At 69.9% G+C, this 19,994-nt stretch carries 19 protein-coding genes; 5 read left to right on the top strand and 14 right to left on the bottom strand.

Annotated features, from left to right (window positions below):
* Positions 1-5: 5 nt before the first annotated feature.
* The 6 genes from VA613_RS11770 to pmbA form a co-directional block, all read right to left on the bottom strand.
* On the bottom strand, positions 6-2,366 hold the full coding sequence (locus VA613_RS11770) for a YgiQ family radical SAM protein (RefSeq protein ID WP_324779207.1): 2,361 nt from the start codon (positions 2,364-2,366) through the stop codon (positions 6-8).
* Between the two features lie 31 nt (positions 2,367-2,397).
* On the bottom strand, positions 2,398-2,724 hold the full coding sequence (locus VA613_RS11765; protein ID WP_324779206.1) for an FKBP-type peptidyl-prolyl cis-trans isomerase: 327 nt from the start codon (positions 2,722-2,724) through the stop codon (positions 2,398-2,400).
* A gap of 101 nt (positions 2,725-2,825) precedes the next feature.
* Complete coding sequence (locus tag VA613_RS11760; RefSeq protein ID WP_324779205.1) at positions 2,826-4,232, bottom strand: TRAP transporter large permease; 1,407 nt, start codon at positions 4,230-4,232, stop codon at positions 2,826-2,828.
* Complete coding sequence (locus tag VA613_RS11755) at positions 4,232-4,771, bottom strand: TRAP transporter small permease subunit (RefSeq protein WP_324779204.1); 540 nt, start codon at positions 4,769-4,771, stop codon at positions 4,232-4,234. Before VA613_RS11755 ends, VA613_RS11760 begins: the two co-directional genes overlap by 1 nt.
* Positions 4,768-5,379, bottom strand: coding sequence for an arylesterase (locus VA613_RS11750; RefSeq protein WP_324779203.1), 612 nt, complete (start codon positions 5,377-5,379; stop codon positions 4,768-4,770). Before VA613_RS11750 ends, VA613_RS11755 begins: the two co-directional genes overlap by 4 nt.
* On the bottom strand, positions 5,379-6,719 hold the full coding sequence (pmbA, locus tag VA613_RS11745) for a metalloprotease PmbA (RefSeq protein WP_324779202.1): 1,341 nt from the start codon (positions 6,717-6,719) through the stop codon (positions 5,379-5,381). Before pmbA ends, VA613_RS11750 begins: the two co-directional genes overlap by 1 nt.
* A 103-nt stretch (positions 6,720-6,822) precedes the next feature.
* Here pmbA and yjgA point away from each other — a divergent pair, with 103 nt between their 5' ends.
* The 3 genes from yjgA to VA613_RS11730 are packed head-to-tail and all read left to right on the top strand — an operon-like array spanning position 6,823 to position 11,693.
* Entirely contained in the window at positions 6,823-7,353 is a 531-nt protein-coding gene (yjgA, locus tag VA613_RS11740) for a ribosome biogenesis factor YjgA (RefSeq protein WP_324779201.1), read from the top strand.
* A gap of 18 nt (positions 7,354-7,371) precedes the next feature.
* Complete coding sequence (locus VA613_RS11735; protein WP_324779200.1) at positions 7,372-10,857, top strand: DUF748 domain-containing protein; 3,486 nt, start codon at positions 7,372-7,374, stop codon at positions 10,855-10,857.
* Between the two features lie 32 nt (positions 10,858-10,889).
* Positions 10,890-11,693 carry a hypothetical protein gene (locus tag VA613_RS11730; RefSeq protein WP_324779199.1) on the top strand — a complete coding sequence of 268 codons (804 nt, stop codon included), beginning with the start codon at positions 10,890-10,892 and terminating at the stop codon, positions 11,691-11,693.
* On the opposite strand, the gene VA613_RS11725 is transcribed toward VA613_RS11730, so the two are convergent.
* Both VA613_RS11725 and mog read right to left on the bottom strand, forming a co-directional pair.
* Complete coding sequence (locus VA613_RS11725; protein ID WP_324779198.1) at positions 11,679-12,404, bottom strand: EI24 domain-containing protein; 726 nt, start codon at positions 12,402-12,404, stop codon at positions 11,679-11,681. The two genes, VA613_RS11730 and VA613_RS11725, sit on opposite strands and share 15 nt — an antisense overlap.
* Positions 12,401-12,955 (bottom strand): molybdopterin adenylyltransferase, encoded by a 555-nt coding sequence (gene mog, locus VA613_RS11720; RefSeq protein WP_324779197.1) that lies wholly within the window; start codon positions 12,953-12,955, stop codon positions 12,401-12,403. Before mog ends, VA613_RS11725 begins: the two co-directional genes overlap by 4 nt.
* 73 nt (positions 12,956-13,028) lie before the next feature.
* Here mog and VA613_RS11715 point away from each other — a divergent pair, with 73 nt between their 5' ends.
* Both VA613_RS11715 and VA613_RS11710 read left to right on the top strand, forming a co-directional pair.
* On the top strand, positions 13,029-13,520 hold the full coding sequence (locus VA613_RS11715) for a thioredoxin family protein (RefSeq protein ID WP_324779196.1): 492 nt from the start codon (positions 13,029-13,031) through the stop codon (positions 13,518-13,520).
* Positions 13,517-14,704, top strand: a complete 1,188-nt coding sequence (locus VA613_RS11710) for a hypothetical protein (protein ID WP_324779195.1) — start codon at positions 13,517-13,519, stop codon at positions 14,702-14,704. Before VA613_RS11715 ends, VA613_RS11710 begins: the two co-directional genes overlap by 4 nt.
* 3 nt (positions 14,705-14,707) lie before the next feature.
* Here VA613_RS11710 and VA613_RS11705 read toward each other — a convergent pair whose 3' ends face one another.
* From VA613_RS11705 to VA613_RS11680, 6 genes are all read right to left on the bottom strand, one after another.
* Positions 14,708-15,682 carry a magnesium and cobalt transport protein CorA gene (locus VA613_RS11705; protein WP_324779194.1) on the bottom strand — a complete coding sequence of 325 codons (975 nt, stop codon included), beginning with the start codon at positions 15,680-15,682 and terminating at the stop codon, positions 14,708-14,710.
* Positions 15,683-15,779: 97 nt separating this feature from the next.
* Positions 15,780-16,907 (bottom strand): glycosyltransferase, encoded by a 1,128-nt coding sequence (locus VA613_RS11700; protein ID WP_324779193.1) that lies wholly within the window; start codon positions 16,905-16,907, stop codon positions 15,780-15,782.
* Positions 16,904-18,277: a phosphomannomutase/phosphoglucomutase gene (locus tag VA613_RS11695; protein ID WP_324779192.1), complete on the bottom strand. Its 1,374-nt coding sequence runs from the start codon at positions 18,275-18,277 to the stop codon at positions 16,904-16,906. The genes VA613_RS11700 and VA613_RS11695 overlap by 4 nt, the downstream gene beginning before the upstream one ends.
* Before the next feature lie 31 nt (positions 18,278-18,308).
* Positions 18,309-19,286: a YheT family hydrolase gene (locus VA613_RS11690; protein WP_324779191.1), complete on the bottom strand. Its 978-nt coding sequence runs from the start codon at positions 19,284-19,286 to the stop codon at positions 18,309-18,311.
* Between the two features lie 6 nt (positions 19,287-19,292).
* The gene (locus VA613_RS11685; RefSeq protein ID WP_324779190.1) at positions 19,293-19,724 is read right to left on the bottom strand and encodes a YybH family protein; all 432 of its coding nucleotides are present in this window, start codon (positions 19,722-19,724) and stop codon (positions 19,293-19,295) included.
* Positions 19,725-19,781: 57 nt separating this feature from the next.
* Positions 19,782-19,985, bottom strand: coding sequence for a zinc-finger domain-containing protein (locus tag VA613_RS11680; protein ID WP_324779189.1), 204 nt, complete (start codon positions 19,983-19,985; stop codon positions 19,782-19,784).
* Positions 19,986-19,994: the final 9 nt, after the last annotated feature.

Here is a 19,994-nt window from a genome sequence, read left to right as displayed (position 1 = left end):
ACTGCTCAGCGCGACTTGCCGCCGCCGCGGCGCTGGCTCAAGGGGTGCTTGGGAACCTGATGCGGACGGCCGTCGCCGGCGGGGGCGGGCTTGCCCGGCTTGGCGCGCGGGGTCGCGGGCTTCGCGGAGGTGGGCTTGCCCGCTGCCGGTTTGGCGCGCGCGGGCTGGCCGGCGGCGGGCCGTGTCCGCCTGTCTTCGGCGCGCGGCGTGCGCGTGCCTTCCGGCTGCCTGCCGGTGCCGGCAGGCTGGTAGGACGGAATCAGGTGCTTCTTGCCGTTGCCGATCAGGTTCTCGCGGCCCATCTCGCGGAGCGCGTCGCGCAGCAGCGGCCAGTTGTCGGGGTCGTGGTAGCGCAGGAAGGCCTTGTGCAGGCGCCGCACGCGGCCCTGCTTGACGACGGGCACCGCCTCGGCGCGGCCGCCGAGGACCTTCTTCAGCGGATTCTTCTCGGTGTGGTACATCGCGGTCGCCAGCGCCATCGGCGTCGGCAGGAAGGTCTGCACCTGGTCGAGGCGGAAGTCGTGCGCCTTCAGCCACAGTGCCAGGTTCAGCATGTCCTCGTCGGTGGTGCCGGGATGCGCGGCGATGAAGTAGGGGATCAGGTACTGCTTCTTGCCGACTGCCTTCGAGGCCGCCTCGAACATCTGCTTGAAGCGGTCGTAGGCGCCCATGCCGGGCTTCATCATCTTCGACAGCGGGCCGACCTCGGTATGCTCGGGCGCGATCTTGAGGTAGCCGCCGACGTGGTGCTGCACCAGCTCCTTCACGTATTCCGGCGAACGCACCGCGAGGTCGTAGCGCAGGCCCGAGCTGATCAGGATCTTCTTGATTCCCGGCAGCGCGCGCGCGCGGCGGTACATGTGGATCAGCGGCGTGTGGTCGGTCTTGAGGTTGTCGCAGATGTCGGGGAAGACGCACGACAGCTTGCGGCAGGAGCGCTCGATTTCCTTCGACTTGCACGCCATGCGGTACATGTTGGCGGTGGGGCCGCCGAGGTCGGAGATCACGCCGGTGAAGCCGGGCGTCTTGTCGCGGATGGCCTCGATTTCCCGGATGACCGAATCCTCGGAGCGGCTCTGGATGATGCGGCCCTCGTGCTCGGTGATCGAGCAGAAGGTGCAGCCGCCGAAACAGCCGCGCATGATGTTGATCGAGAAACGGATCATCTCCCACGCCGGGATCTTCGCGTCGCCGTAGCTGGGGTGCGGTGCGCGCGCGTAGGGCAGGTCGTAGATGCCGTCGAGTTCCTGCGTGCTCAGCGGGATCGGCGGCGGGTTGAGCCAGACGTCGCGCTCGCCGTGCGCCTGCCGCAGCGCGCGCGCGTTGCCGGGGTTGGACTCGAGGTGGAAGACCCGCGACGCATGCGCGTACAGCACCGGGTTGTTCTTCACCTGCTCGTAGTCGGGCAGGCGGATCACGGTACGGGCGCGGACTTCCTGCCGCATCGCGAGCCGTTCGGCCTTCGAAACGAAACGGAGCGGTTGCGCACTCCCCTCTCCCGCGTGCGGGAGAGGGGAGGGGGGAGAGGGCGGGGTCGGCGCGAACGCCGACGCGTCGACGGCCTGCGCAGCCTCATCGCGCGGGCCGCCGCCTTCCAGGGGCGTGGGCGCCATCGCGTAGGGGTCGACGTGCGCATCGATCACGCCCGGGGTGTCGAGCTCGGTCGACAGCACCTCGATCCAGTTGTCGGTGGGTTTCCAGTCGCGCAGCACCATGAAGCCGGTGCCGCGCACGTCACGGATGTCGCCGATCTTCTCGCCCTTCGCCAGGCGGTGGGTGACGTCGAGCAGCGCGCGCTCGGCGTTGCCGAAGATCAGGAGATCCGCCTTCGAATCGGGCAGCACCGAGCGCCGCACGGTGTCGGACCAGTAGTCGTAGTGCGCGATGCGGCGCAAGGACGCCTCGATCGACCCGATGATCACCGGCGTGCCGGGGTAGGCCTCGCGGCAGCGCTGCGCATAGACGGTGACGGCACGGTCGGGGCGCTTGTTGGGTTCGGCGTTGGCCGTGTAGGCGTCGTCGGAGCGGATTTTCCGGTCCGAGGTGTAGCGGTTGACCATCGAGTCCATGTTGCCCGCGGTGACGCCGAAGTACAGCGTCGGCTGGCCGAGCGCGCGGAAGGCCTCGGCCGAGTGCCAGTCGGGCTGGCTGATGATGCCGACGCGGTAGCCCTGCGCTTCCAGCAGGCGCCCGACCAGCGCCATGCCGAAGCTCGGATGATCGATGTAGGCGTCGCCGGTGACGAGGATCACGTCGCACGCGTCCCAGCCGAGCGCGGCCATCTCGGCGCGCGACATCGGCAGGAAGGGGGCGGTGCCGAAGCGCGCCGCCCAGTGCTTGCGATGGGAGAACAGGGCGTGGGTCATGAGGGTATCCGCGAAGTGCGGATGGAGGGACTCAGTTGGTCGCCAGCAGTTCCACTTCGAACACCAGCGTGGCGTTCGGCGGGATCACGCCGCCGGCGCCGCGCGCGCCGTAGGCCATTTCCGGCGGAATGGTCAGCTTGCGTTTGCCGCCGATCTGCATGCCGGCCACGCCCTGGTCCCAGCCGGGGATGACCTGGCCGGCGCCGAGGCGGAATTCGAAGGGATCGTTGCGGTCGAGGCTGGAGTCGAACTTCTGGCCGTTGGTCAGCCAGCCGGTGTAGTGCACCGTCACGTACTGGCCGGCCTTGGCGGCGTCGCCGCTGCCGACGACGAGGTCTTCGATGATGAGTTCGCTCATGGTTCAGTCCTTGCGTGGGGAATGGGAAGGCGCTCGGCAGGATGCCGGTGCGCGAGGGGCATTATTTTCTCACGATTCGGGCCGCCCGCGGCAGCCCGTGCTCAGCGCCACTCGGCGGGCAGGTAGCCGCCGTCGGGGTCGACGTCGACGGGAATGTCCTTGACGCTGCTCGCCTCGGGCGCGGCGTCGCGCAGCACGACCTGCGGGAAGGCCAGCACGACCGCGACCATGACGAGCTGGATCAGCACGAAGGGGATGGCGCCCCAGTAGATGTCGGCGGTGCGGACGCTCCGCGGCGCCACGCTCTTCAGGTAGAACAGCGCGAAGCCGAACGGCGGGTGCATGAAGGCGGTCTGCATGTTGACCGCGAGCATGACGCCGAACCAGACCGGATCGATGCCGAGCTTGTGGGCGACGGGCGCGACCAGCGGGACGGCGATGAAGGCGATCTCGAAGAAATCGAGGAAGAAGGCGAGCACGAACACCAGCACGTTCACCGCGAGCAGGAAACCCACGGTGCCGCCGGGCAGCCGGTTGAAAAGGTGCTCGACCCAGACGTCGCCGTCGAGCCCGCGGAACACCAGCGTGAAGATCGTCGACCCGATCAGGATGAAGATGACGAAGGTGGTCAGCCGGGTGGTGCTGTCCAGCGCCTGGGTGAGCTGCAGGCGCGAGAGGCGGCCGCGCGCCAGCGCGAGCACCAACGCGCCGGCGGCCCCCATCGCGCCGCCCTCGGTGGGCGTGGCGATGCCGAGGAAGATCGTGCCGAGCACGAGGAAGATCAGCGCCAGCGGCGGCAGCAGGGTCGTCAGCGCGCGCAGCAGCAGCGCCCGGCCGTGCAGCGTGCGCGCGGCGGCCGGCATCGCGGGTGCGGCGTGCGGCCGCAGCAGCGTCGTGCCGAGAACATAGAGCAGGTAGACGCCGACCAGCGCGAGGCCGGGCAGCAGGGCGCCCTTGTACATCGCGCTGACGGGTGCCCCGAGCTGGTCGGCCAGCACGATCAGCACCAGCGACGGCGGGATGATCTGCGCCAGCGTGCCCGAGGCGGCGATCACGCCCGACGCCAGCCGCCTGTCGTAGCCGTGGCGCAGCATCACCGGCAGCGAGATCAGGCCCATCGCGATGACCGAGGCGGCGACCACGCCGGTGGTGGCGGCGAGCAGGGCGCCGACCAGGATCACCGCGTAGGCCAGCCCCCCGCGGATCGCGCCGAACAGCTGGCCGATGGTGTCGAGCAGGTCCTCGGCCATGCCGGAGCGCTCCAGGATCAGCCCCATGAAGGCGAAGAAGGGGATGGCCAGCAGCGTGGGGTTGGCGACGATGCCGTAGACCCGCTCCGGCAGGGCCTGCAGCAGCGCGGGGTCGAACTGGCCCGCCAGCATCGCGAGGCCGGCGAACGCGAGCCCGTTGGCCGCGAGCGCGAACGCGACCGGGTAGCCGAGCAGCACGAACACGACGAGGCCGACGAACATCAGCGGCGCGATGTTCGCGAGCAGCGCCGCCGCCATCAGACCTCCTCTTCCGGCGCCTCGCGCGGCAGCACGAGATGGCCGCGGAGCACGCCGACGCGCTTGATGACCTCGGCGACGCCCTGCAGCGCCAGCAGCGCGAAGCCCACCGGCAGCAGCAGCTTCACCGGCCAGCGCACGAGGCCGCCGGCATCCGGCGACAGCTCGTGCGTGACCCAGGCCTCGTGGAACATCGGCCAGGCGAGCCAGGCCAGCAGCCCGGCCATCGGCAGCAGGAACAGCAGGCCGCCGGCGAGGTCGATCCAGGCCTGTCCGCGCGGGCCGAGCCGGTTGTAGAAGATGTCGATGCGCACATGGCCGTTGTGCTTGAGCGTGTAGCCGGCCGCCAGCAGGAAGATCGCGCCGAACAGGTACCACTGGATCTCCAGCCACGCGTTGGAGCTTTCGCCGAGCGCATAGCGCGCCAGCGCGTTGCCGGCCGACACCAGCGTGGCGACGAGCACGAGCCAGATGACGGCGCGGCCGACGCGCTCGGTCACGGCGTCGATGCCGCGGGCCAGCGCGAGCAGCGCCTTCACAGGGCGCCGGCCTCGTGCAGCAAGGCGTTCAGCCGCTCGGCGACGACGCGGTAGCCGGCGGCGTTGGCGTGGACGGGGTCGGATTTCAGGCGGTTGTCCTTCAGCACTTCGTTGAAGACGGCGTCCTCGAGCGGCAGCCGCATGTCGCTGGCGACGCGGGCGTAGAAATCGGGCGCGCCGCCGAACAGCCGGGGCTCGGGCACGCCGATCAGTACGACCTCGGCGCCGCTTGCGCGGATGGTCCCAACCAGCAGGCGCAGGTTGTTCTCGGTGGCGGCGGCGGGCAGCCGGCGCAGCATGTCGTTGCCGCCCAGGCACAGCAGCACGAGGCGCGGCCGGTATTCGGCGAGCACGCCGGGCAGGCGCGCGAGGCCGGACGCGGTGGTGTCGCCCGGCACGCCGGCGTTGATGACCGTGTGGCCCGTCAGCGAGGCCAGCACCGCCGGGTAGGCGGTCGCGTCGGTCGCGCCGGTGCCGTGGGTGAGGCTGTCGCCGAAGGCGAGGATGACGTCGTGCGGGCTGAGCCGCGGCAGCGTCGGCGCGCGGTCGCACGCGGCGAGCAGGATGGCGACGCAAACCGCGATGAAGAAGCGGCTTGCGGCGAGCATCAGTTGCCGGCCACCGTCATGTGGTCGATCAGGATCGAGCCGACCTGCTTGGAGCCGCGCTTCTCGATGTCGCGGCCGATCGCGACGATGCCCTTGAACATCTCGGCGAGGTTGCCGGCGATGGTGATCTCCTCGACCGGGTACTGGATCTCGCCGTTCTCGACCCAGAAGCCGGCGGCGCCGCGCGAATAGTCGCCGGTGACCATGTTGGCGCCGTGGCCGAGCAGTTCGGTGACGAGCAGCCCGGTGCCCATTTCCCTGAGCAGGCCGGCGAGGTCGTGCTCGCCGGGCGCGACCAGCAGGTTGTGGCTGCCGCCGGCGTTGCCGGTGGTCTGCATGCCGAGCTTGCGCGCCGAATAGGTCGACAGGAAGTAGCCCTGCAGGACGCCGCCCTTGACGATGTCGCGCTCGAGGCAGGCGACGCCTTCGCTGTCGAAGGGGGCGCTGCCGAGGCCCGCGGGGAGGAAGGGCGCCTCGCGGATGTTCACGAGCGGGGCGAAGACCTGCTTGCCGAGGCTGTCGAGCAGGAACGAGGACTTGCGGTAGAGGCTGCCGCCCGACACGGCCCCGACGAAGTTGCCGATGAGCCCGGTGGCGATCGGCGCCTCGAACAGTACGGGGCAGGTGCGCGTGTCGAGCTTGCGGCCGTTCAGCCGGCGCACGGTGCGCTCGCCGGCGATGCGGCCGACGGTCTCGGCCGATTCGAGGTCGCGCGCGTTGCGGGCGCTGCTGTACCAGTAGTCGCGCTGCATCGCGCCCTTGTCCTCGCCGATGACGGCGACCGACATGCCGTGGCGCGAGCCGGCGTAGCCGTCGCAGAAGCCGAGGCTGTTGGCGTAGATGAAGTGCGAGGCGTGGGTCGACACGCCCGCGCCTTCCGAGTTGGTCAGCCGCGTGTCGACCGCCAGCGCGGCCGCCTCGCAGGCGCGCGCGCGCTCGGCGGCCTCCTCGACGGTCAGCGTCCACGGGTGGTAGAGATCGAGATCGGGCACGTCCTTCGCAAGGCGGTCGGCGTCGGGCAGGCCGGCGGCCTCGTCCTCGGCGGTGTAGCGGGCGATCGTGAGCGCCTTGTCGACGGCGCTCTTCAGAGCAGCTTCCGACAGGTCGGACGTCGACGCGTGGCCGCGCCGCTGGCCCAGATAGACGGTGACGCCGGCGCCCTTGTCCTTGTTGTACTCGATCGTCTCGATCTCGCCCTGGCGCACGCTGACGTTCTGCCCGACGCCCTCGGAGATTTCGGTGTCGGCCGCGGTCGCGCCCTGGCGGGCGGCATGCTCGATGACGATCCGGGCGAGGGCGGCGAGCTGGTCGCGGGTATAGCTGAATTGTGAGCGGGACATGTCGGCTGGCTGGTGGAAAGTGGCGCGCGGTACGTTCGTCAAGGCCCGTTTTGGCCGGGCAGAAACTACAATGCCGATAATAACAGCAACCGAAAGCCCCGCCGTGCGCCTGATCGACCCCGACGCCGAACCCGAATTCGACCCCGACGAGGTCTATTCCGGCCCCAGCAAGAGCCAGAAGAAGCGCGAGGTCGAGGCCCTGCAGGATCTCGGCACCGAACTGGTGAAGCTGCCCGACGCGCAGTTCAAGCGCATCGAACTCCCGGAGGAACTGCGCGAGGCCGTCGCCGCCTGCCGCAAGATCACCCAGAACAGTGCCTTGCGCCGGCAGCGCCAGTACATCGGCAAGCTGATGCGCGCGATCGACCCCGCGCCGATCCAGGCGCAGCTCGACGCCTTCAAGGGCGTGTCCGCCGCGGAGAATGCGAAGCTCCACCAGGCCGAGAAATGGCGCGACAAGCTGATCGCCGACAACGAGGCGCTGACGCTGTTTCTCGACACCTTTCCCGAGGCGGATGCCACCCGCCTGCGCCAGCTGATCCGCAATGCGCGCGAGGAGGCGGCGCGCGGCAAGCCGCCGAAGGCTTTCCGCGAAGTCTTCCGGGTCATCCGCGAGGCGATGCAGAACAAGTAAAAGAAGGGGAAGCCGATCATGTGGGGACGCGTCGTCAAAATCGTCTTGAGCCTGCCGTTCCTGATCGCCGCCGGGCTGTTCGGGTTCTACCTCGTCTTCGGCTTCTTCCTGATCGACCCGCTGGCGCAGAAGCTGCTGCCGTGGGTGGGCGAGAAGCAGCTCGACAGCCGCTTGAGCGTGCGCCAGGTGAAATTCAATCCGCTCACGCTCGAGGCCACCGTCGACGGACTCAGCCTGACGGAAAAAAGCGGCGCCCCGCTGGCGGCGTTCGAGCGGCTCTATGTCAACGTCGACACGACGGGTCTCTTCCGCTGGGCCTGGCGCATCCGCGACCTCCGCCTCGATGCGCCGCACGCCACCGTAGAAATCCGCCCCGGCGGCAAGCTCAACTGGGCGGACCTGATCGCCAGGCTCAACGAGGACAAGAAGCCGCCGTCGGATACGATCGCGCGGGTGCTGATCGACCACATCAAGATCGCGCAGGGCCACCTCACCTACGTCGACGCGAACCGCCCCGGCAAGCCGTTCTCGGTGGTGCTGGAGCCGCTCGGCATCGAGCTCGACGGCCTCTCCACGCTGCCCGAGGACCGCGGCGACTACCTTCTCGCGGCGAAGCTGCCCGAGCAGGGCGGCACGCTCAGATGGAAGGGCGACGTCGGCCTGAACCCGGTCGCCTCGCGCGGCGAGCTCGCGCTGCAGGGCGTGCGGCTCGGCAACCTGCTGCGCGTGATCAAGAGCCCGCGCAACTTCGAACTGCCGTCGGGGACGCTTGCCGCCGGCCTGCGCTACCGCTTTGCCATGGTGCGCGACCAGGCAGGGCAGGACGTGCCCTGGGTGCAGGTGAGCGGCGCCAACCTCGTCGTGCAGAATCTTGCGCTGGCGCCGCGCGGCGGCAGCGCACCGGTCCTGCAGCTGGCCGAGGCGCGCGTCGGCAACGCCGGCTTCGACCTCGCGAAACGCACGGTCGACATCGCCGGCGTCAGCCTGACCGGCGCGAAGCTCGCGGCGACGCGCGATGCGCATGGCGTGCTCGACTGGCAGACGCTGTTCGCCGTCGAGCCCGGCGCCCCTGCGCCGCAGCCGGCGCCAGGCAAGGCGGCTGCGCCGGCCGCACCGTGGACGGTCGGCGTGCACGACATCCGGCTGGCCGACTGGTCGGCGCGGTTCACCGACCGCGGCTTCGCCACGCCGCTGCAGGTCGATGCCGAAGGCTTCGGCCTCACCGCGGCGCTGAACGGCACGGTGGGCGCCACGGCCGCGATCGACGTCGGCCCGGTCAACGCCGCGGTGGGCCCGGTCAGGGTCGAATCGGGTTCGCAGCCCGTGGCGGCGCTGCAGCACGCGGCGCTGGTCAACGCGCAGCTGAAGCTGGCGGACAGGCAGCTCGCCATCGATGCCGTCGAGCTGAAGGGCGTCCAGACCGGCGTGGTGCTGGAGAAGAACGGCGCGCTCAACTGGGCAGCGATCCTGAAGAAGGCGGCGGCCGCGCCGGCGGCGGCGCCGGCGGCGGGCGGCGGCGAGGCGGCCGGTCCCGGTTTCGACGTCCGCCTCGGGCGACTCGCGCTCGACGGCGCCGAGGTCGCCATCGTCGACCAGTCCCCGGCCAAGCCGGTGCGGCTCGACGTCACCGACGGCTTCGTCACGCTGAAGGACCTGAGCCTCGATCTCGACAAGGCGGTGCCGCTCGAAGCCGGATTCGCGGTCAGGCAGGGGGGGCGCTTCAACGCCAGCGGCACGGTGGTGCCGGGGCAGGCGTCGGGGCGGCTCGACGTGCGCCTCGCGGGGCTGGCGCTGGAGCCCTTCGCCCCCTACGTCAACCGCTTCGCGCGCCTGCATCTGCATTCAGGCGCGGCGTCGACCCGCGGCCGCCTGGATTTCGCCCGCGCGAAGGCCGGCGTGAAGCTCGCCTACCGCGGCGGCTTCGCGGTCGACGACCTGGCGATCACCGAGGAGGAGACCGAGGACGCCTTCCTCGGCTGGCAACGGCTGGCGTCCGACAGCCTGCGCGTCAGCCTCGGCCCGAACCGGCTGTCGATGAAGGAGCTCGTCGCCACCCATCCGTTCGGCAAGGTGATCATCTTCGAGGACAAGTCGGTCAACCTGCAGCGCATCCTGCGCACGCCGGCGAAGGCCGCCCCCGCCCCGGCGGGCCCGACCGGGGCGCGGAAGCCGGCGCCGCAGCCGGAGGCGCCGGCGTTCCCGGTTTCGATCGAGCGCCTGCGCATCGTCGGCGCCAACGCGGAATTCGCCGACCTCTCGCTGACGCCGCAGTTCGGCACGCGCATGCACGACCTCGGCGGCGTCATCACGGGCCTGTCGACCGACCCCGCGACGACGGCCCAGGTCGAACTCGACGGCAAGGTCGACGACTATGGCTCGGCGCGCGTGCGCGGAACGCTCCAGCCGTTCCGCGCGACCGACTTCACCGATCTCACGCTCGCCTTCCGCAACCTGGAGATGACCCGGCTGACGCCCTACTCGGGCAAGTTCGCCGGTCGCCGGATCGATTCGGGCAAGCTTTCGGTCGACCTCGAATACAAGATCAAGAATCGCCAGCTCGAAGGCGAGAACAAGTTCATCGTCAACCAGCTGAAGCTCGGCGAGCGCGTCGACAGCCCGGACGCGCTGAAGCTGCCGCTCGACCTCGCGATCGCGCTGCTGCAGGACAGCCACGGCGTCATCGACCTCGACCTGCCGGTCTCCGGCAGCCTCGACGATCCGCAGTTCAGCTACGGCCGCATCATCTGGAAGGCCTTCGTCAACGTGCTGACCAAGCTCGTGACCGCGCCTTTCCGGGCGATCGGCAAGCTGCTCGGGGTGAGCTCGGAGAAGCTCGAGGCGATCGACTTCGACCCGGGCAGCAGCGCGCTGCTGCCGCCGGAACAGGAAAAGCTCAAGGCGATCGCCGACGCGCTGGCGAAGCGGCCTGCGCTCACGCTCACCGTGATGCCGGGCTACGATCCCGATGCGGATCGCCGTGCGCTGCAGGAGCAGACGATGCGGCGCGAGGCCGCGGCGGCCGCCGGCATCAAGCTCGCCCCCGGCGAGGCCCCCGGCCCGGTGGACGTCAACAACTACCGCGTCCAGACCTGGCTCGAGGACCGCTACGCCGCGGTGGCGGGCAAGGATGCGTACGAGAAGCTGCGCGCGAGCTTCCGCGATCCGAATGCCGGCGCCGCCGCGCGTGTCATGGAGAGCGAGATGGTCGAGCGGCTCGCGCGCCGCTTCAAGACGCGCGACACCGGCCCGCTCTCGCCTTTCCATGCCGAACTGCTGGAACGGCTGACGCGGCAGACCGCGGTCGGCGAAGACGCGCTCGTCAAGCTCGCCCAGGCGCGCGGCCAGGCGATGCGCGCCGAGTTGCTTCGCCTCGGCCTCGATGCCAGCCGCGTCAGCCTCGGCGAGCCGGCGAAGCAGGCGGCTCGCGACAAGCAGGTGGGCAGCAAGCTCACGCTCGGCGCGCGGTCGCTGCCTGTGGCCGAGCCCGCGCCCGCTGGGCCGTGAGACGACGCAATGACTCGCGCAGAAGACCTCGCATGACGTTTCGCCGCATCCGCATCCTGCTCCTGCTCGGGATCCTCGCTGCCGCGTTCGGCCTGACCCAACTCGAGCAGTTCATGGTGCGGGGCTGGCGCGCGCCACTCGACGTGGCGGTGATTCCGGTCAACGGCGACGGCTCGGCGCAGGCGGCGGACGCGATCCGTGCGCTGCGGGCGAGCGACTTCGACGACATCGGCGCGTTTATCGAGCGCGAGACCGCGCGCTACGGCGTCCGGCAAGCGCCTGCCGTGCAGATCAGCCTGCTGCCGGAACTGCATGAGAAACCGCCGGCGCCGCCGCGCGATGGCAACGTTCTGAAGATCGCATGGTGGAGCCTGAAGCTGCGTGCGTGGGTGTACCGGCACACGGACGGATGGCTGCCGCAGCTGGGAAGGATCAAGCTCTTCCTGCTCTATCACGCGCCGCAGGACGGCGTGCCGCTGGAGCATTCGCTGGGGTTGCAGAAGGGCCTGATCGGCGTGGTGCACGTTTTCGCCGACCCGCGCCAGATGCGGCAGAACGACATCGTCGTCGCGCACGAACTGCTGCACACGCTGGGGGCGACCGACAAATACGATGCCGAGGGGAGGCCGCTGTACCCGCAGGGCTACGCCGAGCCCGAGTTGCCGCAGGCGGCGCCGCGCCACGAAGCCGAGATCATGGCCGGCCGGCTGGTCGGCGCGGCGGGCCGCGCGGTCATGCCGCCGAGCCTCGCGCAGTGCGTGATCGGCGCCCTGACCGCGCACGAGATCAATCTCGACGCCGGCTTCCGGCAGCGCTTCGGCTCAGGCGGCGGCTGAATCCTTGCGCCGCTGCGCCAGCTGCGCGAGACCGTAGTGGATGAAGGCCAGCGCAGCGAACACCGGCCCGAGCAGGTTCAGCAGGGGCACGAATTGAACCAGCCCGGTCAGCAGGCCGAGGCTCCACCAGCCGCCGCGTTCCTCGCGGAACAGCGCGCGCATCTCGGCCGCGCTCGCGTGCTCGGCGACGGCGTCGTAGCGGAACAGGCGCTGGTTGAGATAGGCTGCGGCGATGAAGGGCACGATGACGCCGGCGCCGAGGAACCACAGCGGCAGCGTCACGACCCACAGGCCGATGAACAGCAGCACCGCGACGACGGCGCTCCCCAGGCTGCCGACGAGGCTGCCGCCGCGCTTCCGCTCGAGCGCCGGAAAGCGCTGCTCGGCGACGAGGCGGATCAGCGGCGGCATGCCGAACAGCGCGGTGATGACGAGCGCGGTGACGTAGACGAGCGGTACGAACAGCAGCAGGTGCAGCACGGCCTGGATGGCGTTGGCGATCCACGAGGGTTCGAGGCCGGTCAGCCAGGCCTGGACGCCGAGCTTGTCGAGTCCGAGCGCGATCCAGCCCGAGAAGGTGGACCAGAACGCCACCGCGAGCACGATCCAGATGAAGCCCGCCAGCAGCATCGGCCACACCACCACCCACAGCACGCGCGGCCGGAAGAGGTCGCGCAGGGCGTGCGCGAGGGCGTCGAGGACGGCAGTCACGCGCTCGGCCGCAGCGCGGACTTGGGACGGAACACCGCCACCGTGTCCGGCCGCGCCTCGAGATAGGGCCCGCCGATCAGGTCGATGCAATAGGGCACGGCGGCGAAGATGCCGTCGAGCGTTTCCTTGATCGCCTTCGGCTGTCCCGGCAGGTTGAGGATCAGGCTCGCGCCGCGGGTCACGCCGACCTGGCGCGACAGGATCGCGGTCGGCACGTATTTCAGCGAGACGGCGCGCATCGCCTCGCCGAATCCCGGCAGCACCTTGTGCGCGACGGCGAGCGTCGCCTCGGGCGTGACATCGCGCGGGGCGGGCCCGGTGCCGCCGGTGGTGAGGATCAGCGCACACTTTTCGGCATCGGCCAGCTCGATCAGCGTCGACTCGATCAGCGCCTGCTCGTCCGGGATCAGGCGGGTGACGAATTCGGCCGGGTTGGCGAGCACCTCGCCGAACCAGGCCTGTAGTGCCGGCAGGCCCTTGTCCTCGTAGACGCCGGTGCTGGCGCGGTCGCTGATCGACACCAGGCCGATGCGTATGGATGCGTGGGTCATGTGGTCATAAAAGAGGGTTGCGCGGGGAAACGAATTTATCAGAATGCGGAGAACGACGACAAAGGAGGACGCGATGAACTGGATCCGGATGCTGTTCGCGGCATGTTGCCTGTGGGCGACGGCGGCACTGGCCGACCCGCCGCCGGGCTATCCCTTCGTGAGCTTCGACGCCGGCCTCAAGGCCGCGCGCGCCAGCGGCAAGCCGATCTTCCTCTATTTCGGGCGCTACGGCTGCGCCTGGTGCGACCATACCAACAAGACGACGTTCTCCGATCCGGCGCTGAAGAAGCTCTACGTCGACCACTACGAGCTGGTCTACGTCGACGCCGAATCGGGCAAGCGGCTGACGTTGCCGTCCGGCGAGCGCATCACCGAGGCCGAGCTCGGCGCACGCCTGCAGGCCTTCGCGACGCCGCTGTTCGTCTACCTGACGCCGCAGGGCGACAAGATCATGCAGATCCCCGGCTTCAAGACGGTGCAGGACTTCCGCGACTACGACCGCTACGTGCACGGCGGCTACTACAAGCAGAAGACGCTGCTTCAATTCCTGGACGGCAAGTCGTGAGGGCGGCGGCGCTGCTGCTGGCGGTCGTCGCGGGGGCGGCGCACGCCGGCTGGCAATGGGACGCCCCGCTGACGGTCAACTCGGTCCGCGGCACGACGATCTATCCGCACATGGAGTCGGGCAACCGCCGCAACGTCGCGGTGTCGGGCGGCACCGTCGGCGTCGTCTGGGAGGATAACCGCAGCGGCACCTCGGAGTGCTACCTGGCGACGAAGCCGGCCACGGCAGCGAATTTCCAGCCCGAGGTGCGCCTGAGCGAAGGCGAGTGCTACGAGCCGGCCGTGATCGGGTTGGACGACGGGCGCTTCGTCGCGGCGTGGGAAGAGGGCGGCAAGGTGCGTGCGCGCCTGCTGCCCGGGGGCGCGGCGCTCACCCTGTCCGCGGGCGAAGCGGGGCAGGCCACGCTGGCGGCCGGCGCGGGCGGGCTCTATGCCGCCTGGGCCGAGCAGGCCGGTCGTTTCCGCCGCATCGTCGTCGCGCGAATCGAGGTGACGAAGGACGGGTTGAAGGCCGCGCCGGCGCAGCCCATCGAGGCGGCGCAGCCCATCGACGGCCAGGGCTGGCCCGCGCTGGCGGTGGCGGGCGACGGCAGCCTGACGGTTGCCTGGGAAGACCGCCGCGAACGCCATACGGTGCCGATGACGAGCCATAGCGAGGATGGCCGCAGCTTTTCCGCGCCGGTGCGCCTCAGCGACCTGCCCAAGGGCGGCGGCCAGGGGCGCGCGCTGGGCCTGGGGGCCGGCACCGGGGCGATGCGGCCGACGCTCGCGGCGTGGGGCGACAAGGGCGTCGTCGCGGTGTGGCTCGACAAGCGCGACTTCCTGTCGGGCTACGACGTCTACGCGGCGTTCGATCCGGGCACGCGCCGCTTCGGCGCCAATATCAAGGTGCAGGACAGCTTCGGCGAGAACATGGCGCAATGGCACGCGCAGATCGTCGCCGGCGGCGGACGGCTGGTGGCGTTGTGGGACGATGCGCGCGACGGCACGCCTGACGTCTGGATGGCCGACTGGGACGGCGCGGCGTTCGGCGACAACGTGGCCGTACCCGCCGCGGCCGGGCCCGGCGTGCAGTCCGATCCGGCTGCCGCGCTGGACGCGAGCGGCGCGCTCCATGTCGTCTGGCTCGAGCAGGATGCGCAGGCGGGAACGCGCGTGCGCTATGCGCGCGCCGAATGGAAGTGAGGCCTAGATCCAGCCGCGCCGCTTGAGCCGGCGGTAGAGCACCAGCACCGCGACGCTGGTTCCCAACAGCACGACGGGGTAGGCCCACGGCCACTTCAGCTCGGGCATGTCGACGAAGTTCATCCCGTAGAGGCTGAACACCACCGTCGGCAAGGCCAGCAGCGCGCCCCAGCCTGCAAGCTTCTGTACCGATTCGTTCTGCCCGACCGACAGCGAGGCGAGATGGAACTGCATCGCGTCCGAGGTCGACGCCCGCAGGCGGTCGATCGCCGCCGACACGCGCACCGCATGGTCGTGGATGTCGCGGTAGTAGGCGCGCAATTCCTTGGTCGACAGTTCCGGATGCAGGCGGATCAGGTTCTGCGTGATCTCCTGCATCGGCTCGGTGGCGTCGCGCAGCGCCGTCAGATCGCGCTTCATCTCGTACAGCTGCTCCAGCATGTCGCGCCCGGGCCTGGCACCGGCCATCAGCTGGCTTTCGAGCGCATGGAAATGGTCCTGCATCCCCTCGATCACCGGCCGGAACTGGTCGACGATCAGATCGAGCACCAGATAGAGCGCGTAGGGCGTCGCGGCGCGGATGCCGTTGGGCGGACGCTGCAGGCGTTCGGTCACGCGCTGGTAGCCGCCGCCGCTGTCGTGGCGGATGGCGACGACGAAGTTGCCGCCGACGAACAGGTGCGTCTCGCCGAGTTCCATGCGCGATTCCCACAGCTGCGCCGTGCGCGTGGCGATGAAGACATGTCCGTCGTAGTCCTCCAGCTTCGGCCGCTGATGCGTGGAGATCGCGTCCTCCAGCGCCAGCGCGTGCAGTCCGAGCTCCTCGCCGAGGCGCGTGATCGTCTGGCTGTCCGGCGACTTCAGCTCGATCCAGATGAAGCGGTCCGGCTGCCCGACATGTTCGCTGATGGCGTCGAATTCGATGGCGCGCGGCTTGGAATCGGTGAAGAGCAGGCAGTTGATGGCGGTCTCCGGCAAGGTTCGATGGCGGGTGGCACGATTCTAGTCCGGAACGGGAGGCCGGTGCCGGGGAACGAACCGGCTGCGTCGACGCGACCGGCAACGCCGTGCCGGTTTACCGGCGGGAAGGGGCGGCGCCTGCGGGTGCGGGCACCGCCGCGTCGTCGTGCAGCGCCGCGTAGAGCGCGACGTAGTCCCCTACGATCGCCGCTTCCGAATAATGGTGGTCCACCTCGGCGTGCCCCGCCTCGATCAGGCGGTCAGTGTGGGCCGGCTCCAGCACGAGTGCCGCGTGCAGCACGGCGGCGAGCGCGGCCGGATCGGAAACGGGCGCAAGCAGGCCGTTGACGCCGTCCTGGATCAGTTCCAGCGGCCCCTGTGCCCGGGTGGAAACCAGCAGCACGCGGTTGGCCCAGGCTTCGAGGATGACGTTGCCGAGCGGTTCGTGCACGGAGGCGCAGACGAAGACGTCGGCCAGCTGGTAGTAGGGGGCGGGATCGTGCTTCCAGCCAGCCCAATGCACGCGCGCCGCGATGCCGAGCGATTGGGCGAGCTGCTCGAGCTCACGGCGCAGCGGGCCGTCGCCCACCATCACGAGATGCAGCGGCGTGGCGCCAAGTGCCGCCGGGAGGCGCGCAAAGGCCTGCAGCAGATCGGCCCAGCCCTTGTTGGGATGGAGGCGGCCGAGTCCGAGCACGATCCGGCAACCGTCGAGCCCCAGCTGGCGACGCAGGGCGTCGAGCTCGGCGGCGGCCACGCGGCGCGGCGCGTCGACGAAGTTGCCGATGTATCGCACGCGTGCGGCCGGCAGCCCGTGCGTCGTCAGATAGTCGCGGATGCCGTGCGTGTTGCCGACCCAGGCGTGCGCGTGGCGGTAGCCCTTGAGGTTGTAGAAGCCGCCTAGCCGCGCGAGATGAACCGGCGGTCGGTCCGGCGGCAGGTGGACGATGCGCGTTGCGCGGCCCATGTAGGTCTGCACGACGTCGGGCCGGAAATCCGCGATGGCCCGGTTGATGCGCCAGCGCGAGTAGAGGTCCCACACGCCGAGCATCGGCGCGTGGTACTGGCGCACCCCGGGGTCGATCGCGCGCGCGACCTCGCCGCCGGCCACGGTGACCGCCGCGACCGGCTGGCCGCGCTGCGCCAGGGCATTGATGAGGCGCACGGCGAAACGCTCGGCGCCGCCCGAACCCTTGCCGCCGACGACGTGCAGGCTGCGCGGCAGGGAAATCGCGTCGCTCAAAACGGCAGGGTCAGACCGGGCGCCGCTTGGTGGATCACGCGGCGGAAGTCGGCCTGGATGCGCTCCAGCGCGGCGGCGTTGTCGGCCTCGAAGCGCAGCACGATCACCGGCGTCGTGTTCGACGGGCGCGCCAGCCCGAAGCCGTCGGCGTATTCCACGCGCAGGCCGTCGAGCGTGATGACTTCCTGCGCGTCCGGGAAGCGCGCGGTCTTCTGCAGCGTGTCCATCAGCGCATAGTGTTCGCCCTCGGCCATCTTGATGTTGAGCTCGGGCGTGTTCACCGTGTCGGGCAGGCCGTGCAGCGTGGCGTCGATGTCGGCCTGCTTCGACAGGTATTCGAGCAGGCGCGCGCCGGCGTAGAGGCCGTCGTCGAAGCCGTACCAGCGCTCCTTGAAGAACACGTGGCCGCTCATCTCGCCGGCGAGCAGCGCGCCGGTCTCCTTCATCTTCGCCTTGATGAAGCTGTGGCCGGTCTTCCACAAGAGCGGGCGGCCGCCGCGCGCGCGGATCCAGTCGAACAGCTTGCGCGTCGACTTGACGTCGAAGATGACCTCGGCGCCGGGGTTGCGGGAAAGCACGTCGTCGGCGAACAGCATCAGCTGGCGGTCGGGGAAGATGATGCTGCCGTCCTTGGTGACGACGCCGAGGCGGTCGCCGTCGCCGTCGAAGGCCAGGCCGATCTCGGCGTCGCTCGTCTTCAGGTGTGCGATCAGGTCCTGCAGGTTCTTCGGCTGCGAGGGATCCGGGTGGTGATTGGGAAAGTTGCCGTCGACTTCGCAGAACAGTTCGTCGACGGTGCAGCCGAGGTCGCGGAACAGCTTCGGTGCGAAGGCGCCGGGCACGCCGTTGCCGCAGTCGACCGCGATCTTCATCGGCCGCGCGAGCTTGACGTCGGAGACGATGCGGGCGAGGTATTCGGGGGCGATGTCGTGAGTGCGGTAGCCGCCTTGGCCGTGGACGAGATTGCCGTCGACGAGGCGTTGGCGCAGTGCCTGGATGGTGTCGCCCGATAGCGTCTCGCCGCCGAGCACCATCTTGAGGCCGTTGTAGTCGGGCGGGTTGTGGCTGCCGGTGACCATGACCGCGCTGTTCGTGCCCAGCTGGTAGGCGGCGAAATAGGTCATCGGCGTGGCGACCATGCCGAGATCGACGACGCCGACGCCGGCCTTGCGGATGCCGCGCGCCAGCGCGGCGGCGAGGTCAGGGCCCGACAGGCGGCCGTCGCGGCCGATGCAGATCTCCTTCTGGCCGCGCGCGGCGGCTTCCGAGCCGATCGCATGGCCGATCGCCTCGACGATCGCGGGGGTGAAGGTCTTGCCGACGATGCCGCGGATGTCGTAGGCCTTGAAGATTTCCTTGGGGTATTCCACAACGCGCTCCCTGGTTGCCGATGCGGCGATTCTAACCTTGCGCGCTGAAATGCTGCAGCAGACGCCGTGACAGCCAGCCGATGCGGCCTGGGAAGGGGCCGGACGGGAAGGCAACGTGGCCGCCGCCGGTGGGTTGCTCGAGGACGACGGCCGGTGACGCATCGGCGGGGCCGGGCAGCGCCGTGGCGGGCAGGAAGGGATCGTTCCTCGCATTGATGACCAGCGTCGGCACGGCGATCGCTTTCAACAAGGGTTTCGACGAGACGTGCTGCCAGTAGTCCTCGGCGTCGCGGAATCCATGGAGGCGGGCGGTGACCAGGGTGTCGAATTCGCGGAACGTCGTCGCCGCCGCAATCGCGCGCGCGTCGAGCAGGCCGGGGAACTGCCGCGCCTTGGCGAGTGCCTTGCGCTTGAGCGTGGCGAGAAAGTGCGCGGTGTAGACACGGCGGTTGAAGCCGTGGTCGAGGGCATGGCCGGCGGCCGTGAGGTCGAGCGGCGGCGAAACGGCGGCCGCGCGGTCGACCCATTCCCGTGCGGCGCCGCCCTGCTCGCCCAGCCACTTCAGCAGCGCATTGCCGCCGAGCGAGACGCCGACTGCATGCACCGGAACGTCGGGATGGCGCGAACGAACGTGGCGCAGGATGCGACCGATCTCCTCGCTGTCCCCGGCGAAATAGGCGCGCGGCAGCCGGTTTTCTTCCCCCGAGCAGCCGCGGAAATGCGCGACGCCTCCGCCCCATCCGCGTTCCAGGGCGGCGCGCATCAGGTCGCGCGCGTAATGGCTGGCTGAACTGCCCTCGAGACCGTGGAACAGCACGACCACCGGCGCGCCTGGCGGGCCATCGACCCAGTCGAAATCGAGGAAATCGCCATCGGGCAGTTCCAGCCGCTCGCGCCGGTAGGCGACCGGCGGCACGCGGATGAAGAGGCTGGTATAGAGCGTCTGCAGGTGCCCGCCGGGAAGCCAGGCGGGCGCGCGATAGGCGGGCGGTGGCGCTGCGGGGTGCAAGGCCGCTCAGTGCAGCACGACGGGCGGCGTGCGGGCGGGCGGCGGGCCGCCGACCTGCAGCGGGGAGGCATGGTGCAGCATCATGCGCCAGCCGTCACCGTCCCGCCGGTAGACGTTGGTGGCGAGGATGGGCGGGCGCGGTTCGGTTTCCTGGCCGATGATCAGGTACTCGCGCACGATGCGAATGACCTGGCCGGGGGCGCGTATCTCGTGGGCGAGTTCCGTCCGGACGCGGAACTGCCCCGCCGCCTCGAACATGCTGTGCCAGCCTGCAGCGACGGCGGCGCGCCCGTTCAGGGGCGCCGCCAGCGGATGGACGCAGGCGATGTCGTCCTGCGTTGCCCAGACGGCCATCATGGCATCCAGCGAGCGTGTCTCGAAGGCTGCGTAGAAGGCCGCTTCGGCGGCTTCGGGAGTGGGGTAGGCGGGAACGGTCATGGATCGACGATGCGAGGCGCCGCACCGGTGCGAGGGTCGGGGCGCGCCGTGCGAAGCTCAGTGGTGGCTGCCGCTGGGCTTGCCCTTCAGGCGATAGAGCGTGCCGCAATACGGGCACAGTGCGTCCCCGCGCGACTCGATCGGCAGGAATACGCGCGGATGGGCGTTCCAGTCCGCGTGCTGCGGCATCGGGCAGTGCAGGGGAAGGTCGCTCTCGGTGACCTCGATGACGCGCTGGGTGTTGTCCTGACGCTGGCTCATGGCAGGACC

Origin of the sequence: Thiobacillus sp. SCUT-2, assembly GCF_035621355.1 — a bacterium.
GTDB classification, from domain to species: Bacteria; Pseudomonadota; Gammaproteobacteria; order Burkholderiales; family Thiobacillaceae; genus Thiobacillus; species Thiobacillus sedimenti.
Note: the sequence above shows the minus strand (reverse complement) of the source record. Positions and strands in the feature narration are given on the sequence as shown.

Excerpts from the sequence above, each read along its gene's own strand:
- VA613_RS11770 (WP_324779207.1), bottom strand. The coding sequence starts at position 2,366 with ATGACCCACGCCCTGTTCTCCCATCGCAAGCACTGGGCGGCGCGCTTC.
- VA613_RS11735 (WP_324779200.1), top strand. The coding sequence starts at position 7,372 with ATGTGGGGACGCGTCGTCAAAATCGTCTTGAGCCTGCCGTTCCTGATC.
- VA613_RS11750 (WP_324779203.1), bottom strand. The coding sequence starts at position 5,379 with ATGCTCGCCGCAAGCCGCTTCTTCATCGCGGTTTGCGTCGCCATCCTG.
- VA613_RS11730 (WP_324779199.1), top strand. The coding sequence starts at position 10,890 with ATGACGTTTCGCCGCATCCGCATCCTGCTCCTGCTCGGGATCCTCGCT.
- VA613_RS11715 (WP_324779196.1), top strand. The coding sequence starts at position 13,029 with ATGAACTGGATCCGGATGCTGTTCGCGGCATGTTGCCTGTGGGCGACG.
- pmbA (WP_324779202.1), bottom strand. The coding sequence starts at position 6,719 with ATGTCCCGCTCACAATTCAGCTATACCCGCGACCAGCTCGCCGCCCTC.
- VA613_RS11680 (WP_324779189.1), bottom strand. The coding sequence starts at position 19,985 with ATGAGCCAGCGTCAGGACAACACCCAGCGCGTCATCGAGGTCACCGAG.
- VA613_RS11760 (WP_324779205.1), bottom strand. The coding sequence starts at position 4,232 with ATGGCGGCGGCGCTGCTCGCGAACATCGCGCCGCTGATGTTCGTCGGC.
- VA613_RS11685 (WP_324779190.1), bottom strand. The coding sequence starts at position 19,724 with ATGACCGTTCCCGCCTACCCCACTCCCGAAGCCGCCGAAGCGGCCTTC.
- VA613_RS11765 (WP_324779206.1), bottom strand. The coding sequence starts at position 2,724 with ATGAGCGAACTCATCATCGAAGACCTCGTCGTCGGCAGCGGCGACGCC.
- mog (WP_324779197.1), bottom strand. The coding sequence starts at position 12,955 with ATGACCCACGCATCCATACGCATCGGCCTGGTGTCGATCAGCGACCGC.